The 22488-nt window shown below is 39.3% G+C and carries 19 protein-coding genes and 1 pseudogene; 17 read left to right on the top strand and 3 right to left on the bottom strand.

Translation table 11 applies throughout. The annotated features are described in order from the left end of the window. The first annotated feature begins 1 nt into the window (after position 1). From DBX25_RS01540 to DBX25_RS01550, 3 genes are all read left to right on the top strand, one after another. Positions 2-361 carry a DUF8042 domain-containing protein gene (locus DBX25_RS01540; RefSeq protein WP_108669056.1) on the top strand — a complete coding sequence of 120 codons (360 nt, stop codon included), beginning with the start codon at positions 2-4 and terminating at the stop codon, positions 359-361. Between the two features lie 199 nt (positions 362-560). Continuing rightward, complete coding sequence (hpf, locus tag DBX25_RS01545; RefSeq protein WP_108669012.1) at positions 561-1124, top strand: ribosome hibernation-promoting factor, HPF/YfiA family; 564 nt, start codon at positions 561-563, stop codon at positions 1122-1124. Between the two features lie 106 nt (positions 1125-1230). Continuing rightward, complete coding sequence (locus DBX25_RS01550) at positions 1231-2526, top strand: UDP-glucose dehydrogenase family protein (protein WP_108669013.1); 1296 nt, start codon at positions 1231-1233, stop codon at positions 2524-2526. Positions 2527-2545: 19 nt separating this feature from the next. On the opposite strand, the gene tagU is transcribed toward DBX25_RS01550, so the two are convergent. Further along, entirely contained in the window at positions 2546-3445 is a 900-nt protein-coding gene (gene tagU, locus DBX25_RS01555; RefSeq protein ID WP_108669014.1) for a polyisoprenyl-teichoic acid--peptidoglycan teichoic acid transferase TagU, read from the bottom strand. Between the two features lie 159 nt (positions 3446-3604). Further along, entirely contained in the window at positions 3605-4687 is a 1083-nt protein-coding gene (locus DBX25_RS01560; RefSeq protein WP_108669015.1) for an HD-GYP domain-containing protein, read from the bottom strand. A 266-nt stretch (positions 4688-4953) separates the two neighbouring features. On the opposite strand from DBX25_RS01560, the gene secA reads away from it, so the two are divergent. From secA to DBX25_RS01600, 8 genes are all read left to right on the top strand, one after another. Further along, positions 4954-7464, top strand: a complete 2511-nt coding sequence (secA, locus tag DBX25_RS01565) for a preprotein translocase subunit SecA (protein ID WP_108669016.1) — start codon at positions 4954-4956, stop codon at positions 7462-7464. A gap of 267 nt (positions 7465-7731) precedes the next feature. Further along, positions 7732-8833 (top strand): peptide chain release factor 2 gene (prfB, locus tag DBX25_RS01570; RefSeq protein ID WP_108669017.1). Its coding sequence is split into 2 segments (ribosomal slippage): positions 7732-7803 and positions 7805-8833, totalling 1101 coding nucleotides; the frame shifts between segments, so codons are not numbered across the junction. 602 nt (positions 8834-9435) lie between these two features. Further along, the gene (locus tag DBX25_RS01575; protein ID WP_108669018.1) at positions 9436-10299 is read left to right on the top strand and encodes a YitT family protein; all 864 of its coding nucleotides are present in this window, start codon (positions 9436-9438) and stop codon (positions 10297-10299) included. Between the two features lie 51 nt (positions 10300-10350). Continuing rightward, a complete protein-coding gene (cccB, locus tag DBX25_RS01580) occupies positions 10351-10683 on the top strand; it encodes a cytochrome c551 (RefSeq protein WP_108669019.1) in 333 nt (110 codons plus the stop codon). 342 nt (positions 10684-11025) lie between these two features. Next, positions 11026-11712, top strand: a complete 687-nt coding sequence (gene ftsE / locus DBX25_RS01585; RefSeq protein ID WP_108669020.1) for a cell division ATP-binding protein FtsE — start codon at positions 11026-11028, stop codon at positions 11710-11712. Then, complete coding sequence (gene ftsX, locus DBX25_RS01590) at positions 11702-12595, top strand: permease-like cell division protein FtsX (protein WP_108669021.1); 894 nt, start codon at positions 11702-11704, stop codon at positions 12593-12595. Before ftsE ends, ftsX begins: the two co-directional genes overlap by 11 nt. A 92-nt stretch (positions 12596-12687) precedes the next feature. Beyond that, entirely contained in the window at positions 12688-13974 is a 1287-nt protein-coding gene (locus DBX25_RS01595; RefSeq protein WP_240620109.1) for a murein hydrolase activator EnvC family protein, read from the top strand. Positions 13975-14195: 221 nt separating this feature from the next. Continuing rightward, a complete protein-coding gene (locus DBX25_RS01600) occupies positions 14196-15626 on the top strand; it encodes a S41 family peptidase (protein WP_108669023.1) in 1431 nt (476 codons plus the stop codon). A 348-nt stretch (positions 15627-15974) separates the two neighbouring features. Here DBX25_RS01600 and DBX25_RS20455 read toward each other — a convergent pair whose 3' ends face one another. Then, the gene (locus DBX25_RS20455; protein ID WP_157950844.1) at positions 15975-16694 is read right to left on the bottom strand and encodes a hypothetical protein; all 720 of its coding nucleotides are present in this window, start codon (positions 16692-16694) and stop codon (positions 15975-15977) included. Positions 16695-16832: 138 nt separating this feature from the next. On the opposite strand from DBX25_RS20455, the gene DBX25_RS01605 reads away from it, so the two are divergent. The 6 genes and pseudogenes from DBX25_RS01605 to DBX25_RS01630 all read left to right on the top strand — a co-directional run bounded on the left by DBX25_RS01605 (position 16833) and on the right by DBX25_RS01630 (position 22480). Then, positions 16833-18029: a PDZ domain-containing protein gene (locus DBX25_RS01605; RefSeq protein WP_205685162.1), complete on the top strand. Its 1197-nt coding sequence runs from the start codon at positions 16833-16835 to the stop codon at positions 18027-18029. Positions 18030-18468: 439 nt separating this feature from the next. Continuing rightward, on the top strand, positions 18469-19080 hold the full coding sequence (locus DBX25_RS01610) for a LysE family translocator (protein WP_108669024.1): 612 nt from the start codon (positions 18469-18471) through the stop codon (positions 19078-19080). 82 nt (positions 19081-19162) lie between these two features. Continuing rightward, positions 19163-19888 carry an urease accessory protein UreH domain-containing protein gene (locus tag DBX25_RS01615; protein WP_108669025.1) on the top strand — a complete coding sequence of 242 codons (726 nt, stop codon included), beginning with the start codon at positions 19163-19165 and terminating at the stop codon, positions 19886-19888. 277 nt (positions 19889-20165) lie between these two features. Next, positions 20166-20765 carry a short chain dehydrogenase gene (locus DBX25_RS01620; protein WP_108669026.1) on the top strand — a complete coding sequence of 200 codons (600 nt, stop codon included), beginning with the start codon at positions 20166-20168 and terminating at the stop codon, positions 20763-20765. Between the two features lie 110 nt (positions 20766-20875). Further along, a pseudogene (locus DBX25_RS01625) lies at positions 20876-20959 on the top strand (aspartate racemase); the annotation flags it as partial. A 201-nt stretch (positions 20960-21160) separates the two neighbouring features. Then, the gene (locus DBX25_RS01630; RefSeq protein ID WP_108669027.1) at positions 21161-22480 is read left to right on the top strand and encodes an MFS transporter; all 1320 of its coding nucleotides are present in this window, start codon (positions 21161-21163) and stop codon (positions 22478-22480) included. Positions 22481-22488 lie beyond the last annotated feature (8 nt).

Below are 22488 nucleotides of genomic sequence, written 5' to 3' on the forward strand. Positions count from 1 at the left end.
CATGCAATTAGACTACTACCAACTAGAGCTTGTCCAGCAATATATAGATTTATTGGATACAGTAGAACAAGGTTTTCAGTATGTATTAGAAAGCTTCCATAACCTTGAGCGAACTGAAGGAGATCAAGTTCTTTCTGATATTTTCACTGCTTTAGGTAGCATAGGTGAAAGTCATCAAGGATTACTTTCTGAAAGCTTACAAAGTCAATTTGATCACGTAATCAAAAAGGCTCTTGAATTAGAGGGTAAAATGAATCAACCTGAGCTGAAAAAAACAATTGTCGAAGAAAGTCTTTTCCCAGCTTTTATGGATTGGAAGAAGGAAGTTCAAGCATTCATGATGCCTCTTGTCCGAAACTAAATATTGCCAAACTAACCATCTGAATTTTCTGTCAGATGGTTTTTTTCATACTCTGGAAGTTGTACAATATAAGTGTAGTAAGACCTACGATATTTCTTTAGTTCAAAATTTTGTCATTATTTAATTAAGTTTAAGAAGGATTTGGGACGGGTATCGTAGAATTATAGATTATAGTCTTATTTAAAGGAGGAGTTCACTTATGAATTACAACATTCGAGGTGAAAACATTGAGGTAACTCCAGCTCTACGCGATTATGTGGAGAAGAAGATTGGAAAATTGGATCGCTATTTCGGGAATACGCCGGATGCAAATGTACATGTGAATCTAAAGGTGTACAATGATAAATCATCTAAGGTTGAAGTAACGATTCCGATGACGAACCTAGTACTCCGTGCAGAAGAACGCAAAGACGACATGTATGCAGCGATTGATACAATCACTGATAAATTGGAGCGTCAAATTCGTAAGCATAAGACAAAAGTAAACCGTAAGTTCCGTACGAGTGGCAGTACAGCTGAATTGTTCGCACCAGTATTGGAAGAAGAACAGGAGCCTGTTGTCGAGTTAGATGATCCAGAGGATTTAGAGGTAGTTCGTAACAAGCGTTTCGATTTAAAGCCGATGGATAGTGAAGAAGCAATCCTTCAAATGAACATGTTAGGTCATAACTTCTTCGTCTATACAAATGCAGATACGAACGCAACGAACGTCGTATACAAACGTAAAGATGGCCGCTACGGCTTGATTGAACCGACATTTTAATATGATAAAATAAGCCCTGCTGGTTTCACTGGCAGGGTTTTGTATTGGTTTATTGTACAAACTATTAGTAAAATAAGGTTCAGTAAGTGTGGAAGGATACTAAGTAATGAACATAACAATCATAGGCACAGGTTATGTGGGACTGGTGACCGGAGTCAGTTTATCGGAAATCGGCCACTATGTGACTTGTGTAGATATAAATGAAGAAAAAGTGAAGTTGTTGAACAGTGGGGTTTCTCCCATTTATGAACCAGGTTTAAGCGAATTAATGGTGAAGAATGCTGATAGACTGTATTTTACTACGAGTCATGAAGAAGCGTTAGTAGAAGCGGATGTTGTATATATAGCTGTAGAAACTCCCGAAAAGGAAGATGGTTCGGTCAATTTGACCTTTATAGAGCGTGCAGTCGAACAGATAGCCAATTATATTTCTAATGATGTCGTTGTTGTAATTAAGAGCACCGTGCCTGTCGGAACAAATCAGCGCATAAAAAGCATGCTTCCAGCTAACATAAATGTGGTGTCCAACCCAGAATTCTTACGGGAAGGTTCTGCCATTCACGATGTTTTCTATGGAGATCGAATCGTAATTGGATCGGATAGTCCGGATGCTTTAAAGATCATGCGAGGGATTAATGAACCGTTTGGAATTCCGATTGTTGAGACAGATTTAAATAGTGCAGAAATGATTAAATATGCTTCTAATGCTTTTTTGGCGACGAAAATTAGTTTGATTAATGAATTGGCTAATATTTGCTCCAGGGTAGGGGCAGATATTGAAGAGGTTGCACTGGGCATGGGTTTGGATAGTCGCATTGGTACGCAGTTTTTGAAGGCGGGAATCGGCTATGGCGGCTCTTGTTTTCCGAAGGATACTAAGGCACTTGTGAATATCGCCGAAGAGGTTGGGTATGAGTTCGGAATCCTGAAAGCAGTGATTGACCTAAACGATAAACAGCAACATGTTCTTTTGAATCAAGCTATTAAGGACTTTGGAGAGTTGAATGGGAAAACGATTGGGGTGCTCGGGTTAGCGTTCAAACCAAACACAGATGATATTCGAAATGCTGCTTCACTTGCCATCATTCCAGAACTCATTAACCTGGGGGCAACAGTAAAAGCGTACGATCCAGCTGCGATGGGACAAGCAAAGATGGTTTTGCCTAAAGAAGTCCTTTATCAGGATAGTGCTTTACATACTATCGAGTCCACCGATATTGTCTTTATTTTAACCGAATGGGACGAAATCCGAGAGCTCGACTTACAAGAGTATGTAAACAGAATGAAAACAGCCACTATTTATGACGGCCGGAATTGTTATTCGTTAGATGAGGTTTCTCAATACCCCATTCGATACTTTTCTATTGGTCGAAAATATCAAAAAAGGGGAAGGCTCCTATAATGGGCCTTCCCCAAACTCATTAACCCTTCATAAATCCTGCAACTCTCTGTCTTTCTTCATCAGAAACTAAAAGATAATAAACCCCATCAATTTTTGTCCCTTTTCCTTTGACAGCAATTTGTTCCACCGTTTTGGTAGCATCTTTATAGTTTTTCTGGATGTCCATCATTTCTGAGAAAGTCATGTTCGTTTTGACGTTTTTGCCGATGACTTTGAAAATGTCGTCATAGTTGGCAAGTGAAGAGAGGCTTGCTCCTTCTTTCATAACGGCCTGGATAATTTGACGTTGCCTTTGTTGCCTTCCAAAATCTCCGCGTGAATCGTCATAACGCATTCTGGAGTATTTTAAAGCGGATTCTCCATCGAGCTTGATTTCACCTTTTGGAAAATGAGTCCCATTATACGTGAAGTCTAAGTCATTTTGAACGGTCACTCCGCCTACTGCATCTACAATATCTTTAAAGCCTTCCATATTCAGCTTCATATAATAATCGATTGGTATATTTAAAAAGTTCTCCACGGTCGCTATCGACATTTCTGGTCCCCCGAAAGCGTACGCGTGGTTAATTTTATCCTCTTTTCCACGACCCACGATTTCCGTTCTTGTATCACGAGGAATACTAACCATTTTGACCGATTTATTTTCTGGATGGACCGTCATGACAATCATCGTATCCGATCGGCCACTGTCACCCTCCCGTTCGTCCACACCTAGTAACAATACTGAGAAGGGTTCTTTCTTCGATAATTTATTATTTATATTTTCTCTACCAATAGGATCATGCATGGCACTTAATGCACTATTCATGGATTGATAGACGGAAAAAGCATATATGCCTAAGCCAATTAATAAGAGAATGGAGATGGATGAAACAATTTTCTTCCACTTTCTCTTTTGATGTCTTTCACTTCTGTTCATAACACATTGCCCCTTTCTTTAGTTAAATCTGTAGATGCAAATAGGGCTTCATATAGTTATAACTGCTTATTCAACATTTTTATACCGGGAATGGAAGGGTAGATTGGATGATTTTGAGAATAAGAAAAAGCACTCTCGTTTATTGAAAGTGCTTTTGAATCATATCGTTTTTTCAATCATCACCGTGAATTTTGTCCGTAAGTCCATCTCAAATGGTGATTTAAGTTCTTCACCTTTTGGATTTTTGATGACTCGGACGGTTGGTCGTAAAGGCAATTCGGGATGAATTTGCGAGACAACCGCTTCGAAACCATTACTTAGCAATACACGTGTAGCGATAGGATAGATGGCAATGCAGCGTAGGAAGTCTCTGATGATGTCTAAGTCGAACAGTATGCCTCCTGCTGCAGACAAGTATTCAGCCGCTTCTAATGAAGAATAGCTTTTTCGATGGCTTCGGTTTGCTGTTAGTGCATCATATACATCGGCAATGCCTACTATTTTGGCATATTCGTGGACTTGATCACTTTTAAGCTTCAGTGGATATCCGCTTTGGTCAAATCGTTCGTGGTGCTGAAGAGCGCAAAATGCAGATCCTTCTGAAACATTATCCTGCTTTTTCAAAATATTATATCCAGTAATCGTATGTTGTTGTATGAGGCTTTTTTCTTCTACTGTAATATAGCTCTTTTTATTCCACATCTTAGAAGGGATTTGGGTCATGCCAATATCAAAAAGAAGTGCGCCTACTCCTAGTTCCAAAAGTTGATTTTCTGAGTATCCTCTAGCAATACCTACGATTCCCGCTAATATCGCCACATTGACTGAATGATGGAAAAAGTAGCCCTCTGAGATAAATAAATCTGAAAGGTTGAAGACGTGGTCATGACTGGAGAATAAATGGTTTAGAATCTCTTTAAAAACCTTTTCGAATTCTTTTCCGATATCTTGTGAAGAGGTGGCACGAAGTAATGCTCGTTCATTATATAGCGAGGTCATTGTTTCGTATACTTTTAAGACGGCTTCTTGTCTGACTTGAGAATGTAAGATTCTAGGCGGGACGATGCCATCTGTATTTTTAGTATGGATATAAAGATATTCAATACCCTTCTTTATTAAGGAAGAAATATAAGGACCCGTAAGTTTGGTTCCTTCTGCAAGCAACACTTTGCCTGCTTTTCCGTAAATAGGAGAGGCTAGGGCATCTCCAGATGATGCTTCAGAAATATGTATTCGTTTCATGTATCACCTCTGTTCAAAACCGGACGTTTGTGAAAAATTACCTATTTTACCGTTACTAAATTATATTTCAGAATCCGAAAAAACACAATAAAACTTCAATATTCTGAAAATTTTTTATATCATGTACTAATAGGACTTGTCATAATAGGACTCAAGTTGTCACCCTATCCTTGAAGTGGTAAAATGAAAATTGGATAATTGTTTAGTTTATGAAGAAATCAAGAGATAGATGACAAGATACTCACAAAATAGAGGAGCGTCTGTGAATGCTAAAGATTTTAAATAAAGTATTTGATGCAAATAAACGAGAAGTAAAAAGACTGCAGAAGCTTGCAGACGAAATAGAAAAATTAGGCCCTGAAATGGGATCACTATCCGACGATGCCTTGCGTGCTAAGACGGAAGAGTTTAAAAAGCGTTATCAAAATGGGGAAAAGCTAGACAACCTATTAGTAGAGGCGTTCGCTGTAGTCCGTGAAGGGGCGAAGCGTGTTCTTGGCATGTATCCGTTCTACGTTCAGTTAATGGGGGGGATTGCCCTTCATGACGGGAATATTTCAGAGATGAAAACGGGGGAAGGTAAAACCCTAACTTCCACGATGCCAGTGTACTTGAACGCATTGACTGGTAAAGGCGTTCATGTCATCACGGTCAATGAATATTTGGCAAGCCGTGATGCGACAGAAATGGGCAAGCTATTTGAGTTCCTAGGTTTGACAGTTGGATTGAACTTGAACAGTCTTTCAAAAGAAGAAAAACAAGAAGCGTATAACGCCGATATTACGTACGGAACGAACAATGAGTTCGGCTTCGATTATTTGCGTGATAACATGGTACTTTATAAAGAACAAATGGCACAGCGTCCTCTGCACTATGCGGTAATTGACGAGGTGGACTCCATCTTAATCGATGAAGCACGTACACCGTTGATTATTTCTGGTTCAGCTCAAAAGTCGACGCAGTTATATATTCAAGCAAATGCGTTTGTACGTACGTTAACTAAAGAAGTCGATTATACGTATGATGAAAAAACGAAGGGCGTTCAGCTGACTGAAGAAGGTATCAACAAAGCAGAGCGTGCTTTTAGAATCGACAACTTATTCGATATCTCTCATGTTGCGTTGAACCACCATATCAACCAAGCGTTAAAAGCACATGTGAGTATGCATTTAGATGTGGATTACGTAGTCCAAGAGGGCGAAATTGTCATTGTTGACCAATTTACAGGTCGTCTAATGAAGGGACGTCGTTATAGTGATGGATTGCACCAAGCGATTGAAGCGAAAGAAGGCTTGGAAATCCAAAACGAGAGCATGACACTTGCGACAATTACATTCCAGAATTACTTCCGTATGTATGAAAAATTGGCGGGTATGACTGGTACAGCGAAGACTGAGGAAGAAGAGTTCCGCAGCATCTATAATATGAATGTTATCGTGATCCCGACGAATCGTGATATTGCACGTGACGACCGTCCAGATTTGATTTATGCAAGTATGGAAGGTAAATTCCGTGCAGTGGTTGAGGATATTGCAGAGCGTCATCAAGCTGGGCAACCAGTTTTGGTTGGTACAGTGGCAATTGAAACTTCTGAATTGATTTCTACTTTGTTAACTAAACGCGGCATTCGTCATAATGTCTTGAATGCGAAAAATCATGAACGTGAAGCTGAAATCATTGCAGATGCTGGTAAAATCGGTGCTGTAACGATTGCGACGAACATGGCAGGTCGTGGAACTGATATCAAGCTTGGCGAAGGCGTTAAAGAGATTGGTGGACTAGCGGTAGTAGGTACAGAGCGCCATGAATCACGCCGTATCGATAATCAGCTTCGTGGTCGTTCCGGACGTCAAGGTGACCCTGGGGTAACTCAATTCTATCTTTCTATGGAAGATGAATTGATGCGTCGTTTCGGTGCTGATAATATGAAAGCGATGATGGAGCGTTTAGGGATGGATGATTCTCAGCCAATCCAAAGTAAAATCGTCACAAAAGCAGTTGAGTCTGCACAAAAACGTGTAGAGGGTAACAACTATGATGCTCGTAAGCAGCTTTTACAATATGACGATGTATTACGTCAGCAACGTGAAATCATTTATAAACAACGCTTTGAAGTGTTAGATAATGATGACCTTAAAGATATTATTGAAAAAATGATCGAGTCTTCTGTAGAGCGTCATGTGGCTGCATTCACACCAGAGCATGAAGAACAAAGCAGCTGGAACCTGGATCACTTAATCGACTATGTGAACGCGAATCTTCTTCAAGAAGGTGACGTTACAGTTGATGAGTTAAAAGGTAAGGACACTGAAGAAATCACTGAGGTCATTTTGGCAAAAGTGAAAGAGCGATACAACGAGAAGGAAGAGCAGCTTTCTCCTGAACAAATGCGTGAATTCGAGAAAGTTATCGTACTTCGTGCGGTAGATAGCAAGTGGATGGATCATATCGATGCGATGGATCAATTGCGTCAAGGAATCCATTTACGTGCTTATGGCCAAATCGATCCGCTTCGTGAATATCAACAAGAAGGTTTTGCAATGTTCGAAGATATGATTTTGACGATTGAAGATGAAGTCGCAAAATATATCATGAAAGCGGAAATTCGCAACAACCTGGAGCGCCAAGAAGTAGCGAAGGGACAAGCGGTCAATCCGAAAGAAGATGGAGCGACTGTGAAAAAGAAACCTGCACGTAAGAAGGTAGACATCGGTCGTAACGAATTATGTGAGTGCGGAAGTGGCAAAAAGTTCAAAAACTGTCACGGCAGAGCATAATCTATTAATAACTTCGAAAAGAGGCGATACGCCTCTTTTCCTTTGTTAATATTACTTTTTATCATGATTGTTTACGTAAAATAGGTGCTTTTTAAACTATCTGAGTTGATTGTAGCGGAGGACATTTAGTGGGATTCAGAGGAAAGTGGGAGACCTACAGATGCTATCATGGAGGAAACTCCCCCTCCCGCGGAAATCAACAGACTAATCTATACGAAAAAAATTAATCAAACGTTTGATTAAATTAAAACATATGAGGTGAAGAGCATGGAATTAGCAGAAATTAGAAACGAGCTCGAAAAGACAGCTAAGAAATTAGCGGGATTTAGGGGGTCTCTTTGACTTAGAAGAAAAAGAGGCACGAATTGCACAACTAGAGGATGAGATGTTGCATCCTAATTTCTGGAATGACCAGCAGGCAGCCCAAACGGTCATCAATGAATCTAATGCGTTGAAAGCAATGGTCGATCAGTTTACAGACATGAGTGAGACGTTAGAAAACCTGGAGTTAACATACGAATTGGTAAAAGAAGAACCTGACGCTGATCTTCAGGCTGAGCTAGAAGCAGAGATTGTAGAATTGGTTCGTAAACTGGACGAATATGAGCTACAAATGCTATTAAGTGAGCCATACGATAAGAACAATGCGATTCTTGAATTGCATCCAGGTGCAGGTGGAACAGAGTCACAGGACTGGGGTTCCATGCTGTTACGTATGTACACGCGCTGGGCCGAAAAACAAGGCTTTAAAGTGGAAACGATGGATTACCTGGCTGGAGATGAAGCGGGAATTAAGAGTGTTACGTTGTTAATTAAAGGTCACAATGCTTACGGTTACTTGAAGGCGGAAAAAGGCGTACACCGTTTAGTACGTATTTCGCCATTCGATTCTTCTGGCCGCCGTCATACTTCTTTTGTGAGCTGTGAAGTTATGCCTGAGTTCAATAACGAAATCGAAATCGATATTCGAACGGAAGATTTGAAAGTTGATACGTATCGTGCGAGTGGTGCGGGTGGACAGCATATCAATACGACTGACTCAGCTGTTCGTATCACGCATATCCCGACTGGTGTTGTTGTAACGTGCCAAACAGAACGTTCACAGATCAAAAACCGTGACCGTGCGATGAATATGCTGAAAGCGAAGCTATACCAACGTAAAATCGAAGAGCAACAATCCGAGTTAGATGAAATCCGTGGCGAGCAAAAGGAAATTGGCTGGGGAAGCCAAATTCGCTCCTACGTATTCCATCCATACTCCATGGTAAAAGACCACCGTACTAGTACGGAAAGTGGAAACGTGCAAGCTGTCATGGATGGCGACATCAATATGTTCATTGATGCGTATTTGCGTTCGAAATTGTCATAATTTTAATGAACCAGGTCCTTTTGGGGCTTGGTTTTTGGCTTTTTCGAGATATATGGGTTCGTAAATAAAAAATAGGATTCTATAGCTAGCCTTAGACGTGGTTAATGCGCGAGAAATTAAGGAGTACATACTTAATTTTGATTTTGTGATTCTTAGCCCAGATTTTCTAGAAGATTTATGATTCTTAGGATGGGTTTTGGCGTTGTAATTAAACTTTATGATATTTGGAAGGACTATAGGTTTGGTTTTTATGCTTATTAGCATTTTCAACAGGGTGTTATTGTAACGTTTGTTGCTTTAAGCATAATTTTTTTACTATCTGAGTTGATTGTAGCGGAGGGCACTTGACTCCTGCGGGAAATAGAGGGAAGTGGGAGACCCCACAGGCGTAACGCGGAGGCTCCCACCCTCCCCGCGGAAAGCAAGTGCCTGGAGCGGAAATCAACGTACAAACATTCAAATCTAAAAACAGTATACGAAAAGACCATTTAATAACTTATAAAATTCATCGCTTCACCACGCTAATGAGCTGTTATTTACACGTTTTTCCGGGGATGCTATACTCAATTCTGTTTGAAATCGCAGCATGGAGGATTATTCGCATGAATAAAAGACGGAAAGATGAGCTACATCCTGTTCTCTCAAAAATCATAGAGTATGGGTATATTTTAATTGGTTCGGCAGTTGTCGCGATCGCCTTTAACGTTTTCTTACTACCTAACAGAATCGCTTCTGGTGGTGTTAGTGGGATTAGTACGATATTGGATTCGGTTTTTGGTTTTGAACCGGCTTATGTACAGTGGGCTTTCAACGTACCATTGTTCATCGCAGGGTTAATATTTCTAGGAGCTTCGTTTGGCGTTAAGACACTGGTTGGAACAGTATTCTTGCCTTTTGTTGTATTCTTGACGAAGGATTGGGATCCATGGACACAGGACGCACTATTAGGAGCAATCTGTGGTGGAATTGGCGTAGGATTAGGTTTAGGAATCGTGTTCCGAGGTAAAGCTTCCACAGGAGGTACGGATCTTGCTGCCCAAATCATACATAAATACACCAATCTCTCATTAGGAACTTGTGTAGCAGCGATTGACGGTTTGATTGTATTAGCAGCGGCTATAGTATTTGATATTGAACGTGGATTATACGCACTCATTGGTCTTTATGTTACTAGTAAAACAATCGACTTAGTTCAAGTAGGATTTGGTCGTTCAAAAATGGCGATGATTATTACGAATAAAGAAATAGAAGTGAGACAAGCTATATTTGATGAAATCGACCGAGGTGTAACTCGACTTTCTGGAGTAGGTGGCTATACGGAAGATGAACGCCCCGTACTTCTATGCGTTGTCGGACAGACAGAATTCACAAAATTGAAACAAGTGGTCAAAAGCATTGATACGCAAGCATTTGTCGTAGTTATGGACGCTTCCGAGGTACTCGGGGAAGGTTTTAAAAAGGCTTAGTAATGGTATAATAAGGTAAGAAGTTTTATTACTGGTTAGGAGGATTTTCCAATGAAGAAAAAGCTCTTGGCTTTACTAATGGGTACGTCTCTTGTATTAGCCGCTTGTGGTGGAAATGACGAGGCGGAAGAACCGAAAGAAGGCACTGAAACAACAACAGCGGATGCTGGTGAAGAAGCGAAATTGTTTAATAACAAATGTTCAAGCTGCCACGGGCAAAACCTTGAAGGTGGAGTTGGACCAGCACTAAATAAAATTGGCGCCGATTTATCACAAGCTGATATTGAAAAAGTCATCCATGAAGGTAAAGGTGCAATGCCACCAGGTTTACTTGAAGGTGAAGAAGCTACTAAAGTTGCCAGCTGGTTAGCAGCAAAAAAATAAGCAGTACATAAACGTCTTGGAGTTCGCAAGGCGTTTTTATTTTTCCTCAAACCAAATTTTCCCCTCATACACAAAAAATAGTAATAAATTCCCACCCCTTTTCATAGAAAAGATAGAACTTTTAAATCTCGTTGAAATGAAACTGTAATATTTTTATTCTTATTTTGACAAAAATTGATGTTATAATTGCATTATACGTCAAAAAGTTAGAAAAATTTGTGTGTTTATAGTAGATTTTGTCAGAGAATGGAACATCAGGAATGGAAGTTTGCTGAGACAATCTTCTATCAACAAATATTGCTTTTTTACATGGAGGTTTAAAAGCTAACAGGTGGTTTTAATATGATTGAAATGATTGATGTCTTTAAAACATACCCGAATGGTGTTATTGCAGTAAACGGCATTAACGTGAAAATCAAGCAGGGTGAGTTTGTATATGTAGTAGGTCCTAGTGGAGCAGGTAAGTCCACTTTTATCAAAATGATGTACCGTGAGGAAAAACCGACACGTGGCGATATTTTAGTAAATGGAGTAAACCTATCAAAAATCAGGAATACAAAGGTACCATTGTTCCGTCGTAATTTGGGTGTCGTGTTCCAAGATTTTAAACTGCTGCCTACATTAACTGTTTTTGAAAATGTAGCATTTGCCATGGAAGTAATTGAAGAAGAATCTCCAGCAATCAAGAAAAGAGTGATGGAAGTTCTGGATTTGGTTGGTTTGAAGCATAAAGCAAGAATGCTACCAACTGAATTGTCAGGTGGAGAGCAACAACGTGTTTCCATTGCACGCTCGATTGTTAATAATCCAAGTCTTGTCATTGCGGATGAGCCAACAGGAAACTTGGACCCCGAAACTTCTTGGGAAATCATGAACATATTTGAAGAAATTAATAACCGTGGCACAACGATTGTCATGGCAACACATAATAAAGAAATTGTTGATAATTTAAGACGACGTGTAATTGCGATCGAGAATGGACGAATTGCGCGTGATGAACAAAGAGGTGACTACGGCTATGCATATTAGAACACTCCGTCGTCACTTTAGAGAAAGCTTTAAAAGCCTTGGACGAAATGGTTGGATGACATTCGCTTCTATCAGTGCTGTAACGGTTACTTTACTACTGGTAGGCGTTTTCTTCGTACTAATGATGAACATCAACAATATTGCTTCTAATATTGAAAAAGATGTTGAAATCCGTGCGCATATTGACCCTGCAGCAAGTGAAGCTGACATCCAGCAGATTGCAACGGACATAAATGGAATCCCTCAGGTTCAAAAAGTGAAATTTTCACCTAAAGAAGAGGAATTAACCAATCTTATGGAAGACCTCGGTGAAGAAGGTGAGGTATTCAAACTCTTCGAACAGGACAATCCATTAAGTGATGTTTATATTATTAAAACGAAAACGCCAAAGGATGTAATTAAGGTAGCAAAAGAAATTGAAACCTATAATTTCATCCAACACGTAAAATATGGACAAGGCTATGTAGAAAGATTGTTTACATTCGTTGATATTAGTAGAAATATAGGAATTGTGTTGATTTTAGGGTTACTTTTTACAGCGATGTTCCTAATTTCTAACACAATCAAAATTACAATTGTAGCAAGAAGAAGAGAAATTGAGATTATGAGATTAGTAGGGGCAACCAACTCCTTCATCCGCTGGCCATTCTTCTTGGAAGGCTTGTGGTTAGGGGTTTTAGGAGCGATTATCCCGATTATCTTAATTTCATCCTCATACTACAATCTATACGAATACTTAACTCCAAAGATTTCTGTCAAATTTGTCGAGTTATTAGAGTTCAATCCGTTTGTTTATCAAATTTCAGGAGTCATTATTTTGCTAGGTGCACTCATTGGAATTTGGGGTAGTTTAATGTCCGTTCGTAAGTTTTTGAAAGTGTAATAGATATAGATATGAGTCGGGCTTTTGCCCGATTCAATCCCAATTTGACTCAGAAGGCACATGTCCATGGGAGAAAGAAAGGGGAAAATGATTTGAAAAATAAGTTACTTGTTATCTGTACAGTTCTGATGCTTGCTTTAGGGGGGCTATTGCCTGCTTCAAGTGTAGACGCATCATCTCTGAAGGATATGGAAAATAAAAAGAAACAGATTCAACAGAAACGATCTGGTGTGAATGCCAATATACATAGTAAAGAAACTGAAATCAATCGCTTACAGGCAGAGCAAGAAAGATTAGATGCAGAAATTAAGCGTATTGATGTTGCTATTGGTGAAACGAATCAAAAAATCCGTGAAAAAAGTGAGCAGATTGAAGCTACTAAAGCGGAAATTGAGAAGTTAAACGAAGAGATTAAAGTGTTGCAGGATCGAATTGCAAAGCGTAATGAGTTATTAAAAGAGCGTGCACGTTCATTCCAATTAACAGGTGGAAGTGTTAGTTATCTTGAAGTATTACTTGGTGCAAAAAGCTTTAGCGATTTTGTCGACCGTGTAAGTGCGGTTTCTACTATCATGGATGCCGACCAAGAAATCCTTCGTCAGCACCAAGAAGATAAGCAGGCTTTAGAAGAGAAGCAAAAGCAAGTGGAAGAAAAGTTAGCTAGTCTTGTAAATATGAAAAAAGAACTGGAAGAAATGAAAGTTCAATTGTCTCAACAAAGAGCTCAAAAAGATAAAGTCATGGCGCAGCTAGCACAAAAAGAAAAAGAGGCTGAAGCTGACAAACTAAGTCTTCAAGAAGAAGCTGATATTCTTAAATCACAACAAGCTGCGATCGAACAAGCTATTAAACTAGAAAAAAATCGTCAAGCTGAGCTTGCTGCTGCTAGAAAACGTGCAGAAGAAGAAGCGAAGCGTAGACAAAACAGTTCTGGTGGTTCATCAGGTGGACATTCAGTTTCATACCCATCTATTTCACCAGGAAACTTTACTACTCCAACAACAGGTAGAATTTCTTCTACTTTCGGGGCAAGATGGGGTAAATTCCACTATGGAATCGATATTGCAAACCGTGGTTCCAATGTAGCTGTTTTATCAGCGGCAGATGGAGTAGTTATGAAATCCTACTACTCTAGCTCGTATGGAGAGGCGATTTTCATTACACACTCCATTGATGGGCAATTGTTCACAACGGTTTATGCTCATTTAGAATCTCGTCATGTAAGTACAGGATCTACTGTTGCAAAAGGTCAATTGATCGGATACATGGGTAACACAGGCCGTTCTTACGGACAACATTTACACTTTGAATTGCATAAAGGACCTTGGTCAGCATCGAAATCTGGAGCTGTAAATCCTATGGCTTATGTGCCGTTCTAATCATAACAAGAAACACAATCTGACTTTATGTTTAGGTTGTGTTTTTTATTGGTTCTAAACGTACAAGCTCTGAATAAGTTTATAGTAAAGAACAGGACATCACACATTTGTGCGGTGTCTTTTTTACTAATGGTGGAGATCGAAGAAGACCAATACAGTATTGAATGCAGCTTAATTTTATTTATGGATTACCTATGGTCCTCTTTCAAAGGAGGATATATATGAAGAAAGCTTGGGTATTACCTGCGGCAGTGACCGTGTCATTAACGACAGGAGCAGTAGGAGGAGCAGTGTATGGACCTAAACTCCTTTCTGAGCAACTTACTGAAGACCCTGTGCCGAGTAAGGAAGAAGGAGTTCAACTGTCTAAGGTTGAAAAGGCTTATGAACTAATCTCCAAGCATTATGTGGAAGAAGTAGATGAAGGAAAGTTAGAAGAAGGTGCCATCGAGGGCATGCTCGAAACATTGAAGGATCCGTATTCCGTCTATATGGACAAGGAGACTGCCAAGCAATTTAATGACTCTCTTGATAGCTCATTTGAAGGGATTGGAACGGAAATTGGCATGGAAGATGGTAAAATCATTATCGTCTCTCCATACAAGAATTCTCCAGCTGAAAAAGCAGGGTTAAAACCGAAGGACCAACTATTGAAAGTGAATGGAGAAAGTCTCGAAGGGTTGGACTTATTTGAGACAAGCATGAAAATCCGTGGCAAAAAAGGAACGAAGGTTACGATCGAAGTGAAACGAGCTGGAGTTTCGGATCCTATCAAGCTAGAAGTTGTTCGTGATACCATCCCGATTGAAACCGTCCATAAAGCGATCAAAGAAGAGAATGGGAAGAATATCGGTTATTTAGAAATTACTTCGTTTTCGCAAAATACTTCTAAAGACTTTAAGAAGTCACTGAAAGAGTTAGAAGAGCAAAATATTTCAGGTTTATTAATTGATGTTCGTGGCAATCCGGGTGGACTTCTTGATAGTGTTCAGGAAATGTTAGCACTATTAATCCCGAGTGACAAACCATACTTACTGATAGAAGAACGAAATGGCAATCGCCAAGAATTTTATACAGATTTGAAGGAAAAGAAGCCATATCCAATCGCGGTGTTGATTGATAAAGGCAGCGCCTCGGCATCCGAAATCATGGCAGGTGCACTAGCTGAGGCAGGTGGCTATCCATTGATTGGCGAGAAAACGTTCGGCAAAGGAACCGTCCAACAGGCCGTTCCAATGGGTGATGGAAGCAATATTAAGTTGACTCTATTTAAGTGGCTTACACCTGAGGGCAATTGGATTCATAAAAAAGGCATAAAGCCGACGATAGAAATCCATCAACCAGCACTCTTTTCTTCCCATCCGTTAAATGTAGAGAAAACCTTCAAGCGAGATATGACGCATGAACAAATCGAGAATGCTCAAGGAATGTTACGAGGACTAGGCTATCAAACAAGCCGACAAGACGGATACTTTGATTTAAAGACCGAAATTGCCGTAAAAGCCTTCCAAAAACAAAACGGCTTAACTGCAACAGGAGTGTTGGACAAAAAGACCGCTGCAGCACTTGAAAATACAGTGCTATCTCGAGTGAATGATGAAGCATATGATGTGCAGTTAAAAGCAGCGATACGATATTTAGCTTCAAAATGAGTGTGCGGGCCCGAATCTGTGATTCGGGCTTTTTGAGTGTTGGGTGAAAAGTAGTTGGGGACGTCAAATCTCATGTCATCAATACCTAGAATAGCGAGTTTGGTAATAAACTGCTTCCGTTCGGTAATAAACTGCTCCTGTTCGGTAATATCGAGTGTGCGTTCGGTAAAATAATGTGGGATTTCGGTAATAAACCAGGCTCGTTCGGTAAATCCAGCAGTCGGCCGAGCCGAGAAAAGCGAGTTTGGTAATAAACTGCTCCTGTTCGGTAAAAAATAGGGTGCATTCGGTAAAATAATGTGGGATTACGGTAATAAACCAGGCTCGTTCGGTAAATCCAGCAGTTGGTCAAGCCGAGAAAAGCGAGTTTGGTAATAAACTGTTCCTGTTCGGTAATATCGAGGCTGAGTTCGGTAAAATAAGCAGGGATTTCGGTAATAAACCAGGCTCGTTCGGTAAATCCAGCAGTTGGTCAAGCCGAGAAAAGCGAGTTTGGTAAAAAACCAAGCTCGTTCGGTAAAAAATAGGGTGCGTTCGGTAAAATAAGCAGGGATTTCCGTAATAAACAATGCTCGTTCGGTAAATCCAGCAGTTGGTCAAGCCGAGAAAAGCGAGTTTGGTAATAAACTGCTCCTGTTCGGTAATATCGAGGGTGCGTTCGGTAAAATAATGTGGGATTTCGGTAATAAACCAGGCTCGTTCGGTAAACCAAAGCAGTCGGCGGAGCCGAGAAAAGTGATTTTGGTAATAAACTGCTCCTGTTCGGAAATATCGAGGGTGCGTTCGGTAAAATAATGTGGGATTTCCGTAATAAACAAGGCTCGTTCGGTAAATCCAGCAGTTGGTCAAGCCGAGAAAAGCGAGTTTGGTAATAAACTGCTCCTGTTCGGTAATATCGAGTGTGCGTTCGGTAAAATAAGCAGGGATTTCGGTAAAAAACAAGGCACGTTCGGTAAATCCAGCAGTCGGCTGAGCCGAGAAAAGCGAGTTTGGTAAAAAAACACTCTCGTTCGGTAAAAAATAGGGTGTGTTCGGTAAAATAAGCAGGGATTTCGCTAAATACTGCACTTCAACGCTCTAATTAGTGAATCCACTCCACATCCTTCAACATTTTTCCTTTTGAGATAGGCATGTCATGCTCTTATTTGATAGAATAGAAGTAATTGTTATTCTATTTATTACATATCAAAAGGATGGTGGAAAAGGTTGCTGCAACAGTGGTTAATAGAATTTGGGACAGGTATGGGAAAACTTTTTCTCCACCCGTTATTCTATTATAGTTTTGTATTGAGTTTAGTGTTTGGTTATATACGTGTTAAACGGGAGCGAAGCGAATTTCATGTGCGAGCTCAAAACGGTTATTTCGAATTAAAGCAGTTATTTGCCTCCACTTGGTTAATCGGTTTGATAATATCAGTAGTTACAGTTGTTCTAGGCATTAGTATTCCATATGCTGCGGTCTTGGTAGTGGGAGTTTTCACGATGCTTGTCTCACTGACATTGAGGCTGAGACTATTATCTCCGGGCTACACGTTAGGAGTCACCTTTTTTATTCTTTTCTTCTTATTTGAAAAAGATGTTCAACTACCAGGTTTTGTCCAAGCTTTTTCAGACCTTGAAACGAATATTTATCCTTCCCTTCCATTGTTAATGGGATTGTTATTGCTAGCAGAAGGTTTCTTAATTAAGCGCAATGCATACAAAGCAACATCGCCAAAATTGATTACATCTAAGCGTGGGTTGCCAGTTGGAGCTCATGTTTCAAGAAGAGTATGGATGATTCCGTTTTTTGTTTTCATTCCAGGTGGCGAGTTGCCTTCACCTTTTGCATGGTGGCCAGTTTTTGATTTACCTGGTGACGGATCCATCACACCGGTTCTATTGCCGTTTTTAATCGGTTTCTCTCAAACAGTCAAAGGGATGCTGCCTAAGGAAAGTATCTCCTTGAACGGAAGTAGAGTGCTGGTTTTAGGGTTTGTAGTAACAGTAATTTCAGTAATAGGCTTCTGGTATCCAATGATATCCATCGTTGCTGCAGCCATTGGATTATTGGGAAGAGAGAGCGTGACGTTCTTCCAACGCTTGTTTGAGGAAAAGCTACCATTTTACTTTTCTCAACGTTCCCGTGGTGTGATGATTCTTGGAATTATTCCTGATTCGCCTGCGGAAAAAATGGGCTTAGAAATTGGAGAAATTGTCACGAAAGTCAACGGAACGGTAGTTTACAATCAAACACAATTTTACGAAGCTCTTAGCCCTAATCGAGCGCACTGTAAATTGGAAGTTCTCGATTCGCAAGATCAAATCCGCTTTGTACAAAGAGCCTTGTATGAGGGCGAACATCATGAGTTAGGAATCCTATTCGTCCAAAACCAGAAAAAGATGAAACAGGAAGCTGTTTAAAAACGTTGAAGGAATCAACCATTCGAGGATTGGTTCCTTTTTTGTATATTTTTTCTGGCTTGAACTTAAACTAAAAACATGAAAAAAATTCTCAAAATGTCTTTTATTTATATTGGAATCGCCTTTTATGCTGTATCAATGTTTTATGGTTTTTATGTGGACTATTTTAGTAAATGGTTTAAATAGTTAATTTTGAAGGGACGAAAATTAAGGGCTGCGGCTATAGTAGCAATAAATATTAGGGGTCATTGTAGGAGGAGAGTCCAATCAAAAAGGGCTCTCTTTTTCTGTAACCAAGCCGATTATAGATATTGTAAGTAACATCTATTAAATTTCTTCACATTGTAAGCTATAAGCAGTAAAGACTTTGGAAATCGCATTAATTTATCTTTGGTGCAGATATACAATAGGAATCAATAAATTAGATAGGGGAATTTGTATGGAAAATTATTTTTTATTTATTCTATCTTTAGTCTGTCTTTTGTTAATTCCTGGACCGGATACGGCTCTAGTTTTAACAAATACAATGAACCATGGGAAAAAAGGAGGAGTCATGACGGTTCTTGGAATTTGCTGTGCACTTATTGCACATATCATTTTAGCTGTTATTGGATTATCTAGCATGTTAGAGAGATCTGTATTCTGGTTTAATATCATTAAATTTTCTGGTGCCATTTATCTCATTTATATTGGGATTAATTCGTTAGCTGCACTTAGAAGAAAATCCAAAGTTGATTATTCAACGAGCCTTTCTAAAGATGACCACTGTTTCCGTCAAGGCTTGCTATCCAATCTACTTAATCCAAAGGTGGTATTATTTTTTCTAAGTTTTTTACCCCAATTCATTAATGCAGCATCCAATCATATGGGACAATTTTTAATACTAGGATTCACGCATCTTTTGTTAACCATCGTATTTTTTTCCATTTATATTGCAATCATCGATAAATACTCTCATGTTATGACCCCCACTGCATATCGAATCATTAACTCAGTAACCGGCATCCTTCTAATGGTTTTTGGAATCAAGTTAGCTATTTTCCGAGAATAATAAATTTCACTTTATATTTTCTGCGAAATTTTATGGTACTCTTTGAAATATAAGATGGATTAATTCTATTCAAGGAGATAGCATGTACAGTTTTTTTAATGAGATTAGCTCGTGGTTTAGTGGCCCATTATTGAATCTGGCCGAAAGTGTAAGAGCGGTGCCGCTACTATTCACTTTTATACTCGGTGTAGTGGGAGCTCTCGCGCCTTGTCAATTTGTTACGAATATTAGTGCAGTAACTCTTTATGGAAATCGTTCACTACAAAAGAATGTGGTCTGGAAGGATGTATTTGGATTTGTTATAGGGAAAATTGTTGCTTTCTCTTTGTTAGGTATTCTTGTTTGGATAGTAGGCAGAGAAGCACAAGAAAATTTAACTGTTTATTTTCCTTGGTTAAGAAAAATGATTGGCCCATTACTTTTAGTTGTTGGATTATTTATGATGGGGTTCATTCGTTTGAATTGGACGATTAAAAGCTTAAAGTTTCCTTGGTTTAGAAATTCAGGTCTGAGTTCATTTTTTCTCGGATTTAGTTTTTCTTTAGCATTTTGTCCTACGATGTTCGTTTTGTTTTTTGTGACATTGATGCCTATTGCCTTGTCCCATCCAACTGGATTAGTTCTTCCTCCTATGTTTGCATTAGGTACTTCACTGCCTCTGTTGATTGTTATGTATTTTATTTGGGAGTTTGGAGGAAAAGGAAGCCTCTTGAAAAAGGGAAGAATGCTTGGCGAAAAAGTCCAGCGTATTGCAGGAGTATTTATGATCCTATTAGGGATTCTTGAAATCATGACATATTGGCAATGACCGAAGGAAAGATGGATGTAAAAGATCAAATCAATACGTGTAAACGCTGAATTCTATAGCTGGTTTATGAAAAAAGGTGCTTAACGGCGCTTTTTTCTTTTTACTTTTGAAAGTTGAAGTGGACAATTTTAGAATAAAGTGACGGTGCGCTAAGACTTGGCGCTAGCCAGGTATTGTACTATTTTTTCATTCCTGTTCATAAATCAAAACTCTTTTCATACAATAGGGGGGTATAGTATATTAAAACGAAAATAGACCTAAATATGGAGGAATAAAAATGAAAATCTTATTAGTAGGAGCAAGTGGAACAATTGGAAGTGCGGTCCGTAATGAATTGGCAGCTCATCATAATATCATTTCTGCTGGAAGAAATGGAGCTGATGTAACGGTAGATATTACTTCACCAGAAAGTATCAAACGCATGTATCACGAGGTTGGCAAAGTGGATGCCGTTATAAGCACGACTGGGGCTACTCACTTTGGCCCATTAAGTGAACTGACACCTGAAGACAATGAGGTTTCAATTATGAGCAAATTAAAGGGACAAATCAATTTAGTTTTATTGGGACACCATCATGTGCGTGATCGTGGAAGTTTTACTTTAACGACTGGAATCATAATGGATGATCCGATATTAGGTGGGGCTTCTGCGGCAATGGCTAGTGGGGCGGTTAAGGCATTCGTTCAGTCTGCCGCTTTCGAAATGCCTCGAGGAATCCGAATTAATAACGTAAGTCCTAATATGTTAGAAGAATCTATAAAAAAGTATGGACCATATTTCCCTGGCTTTGTACCTGTTCCTGCCAGCAGGGTGGTTCAAGCATACAGAAAAAGCGTTGAAGGCATTCAAACAGGACAAACGATTACCGTATATTGAGTTACTTGAACAGCTTCCGAATAAAGGGAGCTGTTTTTCGATTACATGCATACCTTTTGAATAAGGAAATGTTACATTAATAGTAATGATTGGAAAAGGAGAATGGACGCATGAAAACAATTGGGTTAATTGGGGGCATGAGCTGGGAGTCATCGAAATTGTATTATGAAATTATCAATCAAAAGATCAATGAAATAGAATTCTTTAAGACATAGCGAATGTATTTTGCTATGTCTTTTATTTTCCTTTATACGACACCGTTTTAGGAATAGCGCAATTAGGCATTCGTCCATTTTCAAGGAATTGGAAAAAAAATTTACTTTTTGGTTGCATACAATAGGGGGGTATAGTATAAATATATTAACAAGAGATTATTAAATCCGAAAAGAGGAGTTATGATGAATACAGTTCTATTGAGTAAGAAGAACACTGATATCTCTGTTAACATTGCACTGACTTTATTTCTTACAGGTATTTTTATGGGAGCTCTTGATCACGGTATTGTCGGCCCTGCCTTCAGTTCCATCAACTCGCATTTTGGTATTGGAGCTTCGTGGGGTGTTTGGAGTTTTACGATATACACATTGTTTTTTTCAGCCAGTATTCCTTTAATGGGAAAAATGTCTGATCGGTTTGGAAGAAAGAGAATTTTCATGATTGGGATTGTTTTGTTCAGTTTTGGATCTCTATTATCTGCTTTTGCACCAAGCTTTTTCGCATTCTTATTAGGAAGAGTCATTCAAGCTATAGGGACTGGGGGTATATTCCCTATAACAGCGGCCTTTATTGCGTTGAGTTTTCCAGATGCGACGAGAGCGAAGATGTTGGGATACATTGGGGTTGTATTCGGATTAGGCACTATCTTAGGCCCAATTGCCGGTGGTCTCATTATTGGCAACTTTGAATGGCAATGGATTTTTTTAATTAATGTTCCGATTTCAATTCTAGTATTGGTTTTCATCGCTCCAATAAAGATTCACCAACAAATCGTTAAAAAACCGATTGATTTCTATGGAATCCTTCTATTGGTCAGCATCATTTTCTTAATCATGTTAGGAATCACATTAAAACATGGTTGGCTGCTACTGATTGGAATCGTACTGGTCCCATTCTTTGTGAAATTAGAAAAAAGGACACCTGATCCCATTCTAAACATCGAATACTTTAAGAACTTCAATACATTAGTGGTTTTGGTTCTATCCTTACTATCTGGTTTCATCATGGCAAGTACCATCAATTTACTTCCATCTTATATCGAGACTCAATTTTCATTAAATAAAAGCCATTCAGCTTTAAGTGTCACTCCATTAGCTGCGGCATCGATGGTTGCTTCAATGGTCGGTGGTTTCTTAGTAACTAAGGTAGGCGCGAAAAAAGCGATAGCGATAGGTTTCTCGTTAACATTAGCAAGTGGTTTATCGATTGCTTTCGTCCAAAGCTTCGCATTATTCATGATAGCTGTCACCGTTATAGGATTTGGGATTGGTATTATCATTGGTTCTCCATTAAATATGGTCATGATTCAAAATGTGAAACCGACAGAAACGGGCTCTGCGATTGGTTATTTAAGCCTAGCACGTTCGATGGGGTCAACGATGGGTCCTACGGTTGCAGGAATCTTGATTGCGCTTAGTTCAGAAGGATATATGCATATCAATATTTTGATAGCTGCTCTTTCGTTCTTTAGTGTCTTAGTAATTCTAATCAAAAAATAATGAGGAGG

The organism is Peribacillus acanthi, from assembly GCF_003073175.1.
GTDB classification, from domain to species: Bacteria; Bacillota; Bacilli; order Bacillales; family DSM-1321; genus Bacillus_BN; species Bacillus_BN acanthi.

What these genes read in the sequence shown, in the direction of transcription:
- DBX25_RS01540 (WP_108669056.1), top strand. Translation starts at nt 2, where the DNA reads ATGCAATTAGACTACTACCAACTAGAGCTTGTCCAGCAATATATAGAT.
- tagU (WP_108669014.1), bottom strand. Translation starts at nt 3,445, where the DNA reads ATGAACAGAAGTGAAAGACATCAAAAGAGAAAGTGGAAGAAAATTGTT.
- cccB (WP_108669019.1), top strand. Translation starts at nt 10,351, where the DNA reads ATGAAGAAAAAGCTCTTGGCTTTACTAATGGGTACGTCTCTTGTATTA.
- DBX25_RS01615 (WP_108669025.1), top strand. Translation starts at nt 19,163, where the DNA reads ATGTACAGTTTTTTTAATGAGATTAGCTCGTGGTTTAGTGGCCCATTA.
- hpf (WP_108669012.1), top strand. Translation starts at nt 561, where the DNA reads ATGAATTACAACATTCGAGGTGAAAACATTGAGGTAACTCCAGCTCTA.
- DBX25_RS01575 (WP_108669018.1), top strand. Translation starts at nt 9,436, where the DNA reads ATGAATAAAAGACGGAAAGATGAGCTACATCCTGTTCTCTCAAAAATC.
- secA (WP_108669016.1), top strand. Translation starts at nt 4,954, where the DNA reads ATGCTAAAGATTTTAAATAAAGTATTTGATGCAAATAAACGAGAAGTA.
- DBX25_RS01560 (WP_108669015.1), bottom strand. Translation starts at nt 4,687, where the DNA reads ATGAAACGAATACATATTTCTGAAGCATCATCTGGAGATGCCCTAGCC.
- ftsX (WP_108669021.1), top strand. Translation starts at nt 11,702, where the DNA reads ATGCATATTAGAACACTCCGTCGTCACTTTAGAGAAAGCTTTAAAAGC.
- DBX25_RS01620 (WP_108669026.1), top strand. Translation starts at nt 20,166, where the DNA reads ATGAAAATCTTATTAGTAGGAGCAAGTGGAACAATTGGAAGTGCGGTC.
- DBX25_RS01630 (WP_108669027.1), top strand. Translation starts at nt 21,161, where the DNA reads ATGATGAATACAGTTCTATTGAGTAAGAAGAACACTGATATCTCTGTT.
- ftsE (WP_108669020.1), top strand. Translation starts at nt 11,026, where the DNA reads ATGATTGAAATGATTGATGTCTTTAAAACATACCCGAATGGTGTTATT.
- DBX25_RS01600 (WP_108669023.1), top strand. Translation starts at nt 14,196, where the DNA reads ATGAAGAAAGCTTGGGTATTACCTGCGGCAGTGACCGTGTCATTAACG.
- DBX25_RS01550 (WP_108669013.1), top strand. Translation starts at nt 1,231, where the DNA reads ATGAACATAACAATCATAGGCACAGGTTATGTGGGACTGGTGACCGGA.
- DBX25_RS01610 (WP_108669024.1), top strand. Translation starts at nt 18,469, where the DNA reads ATGGAAAATTATTTTTTATTTATTCTATCTTTAGTCTGTCTTTTGTTA.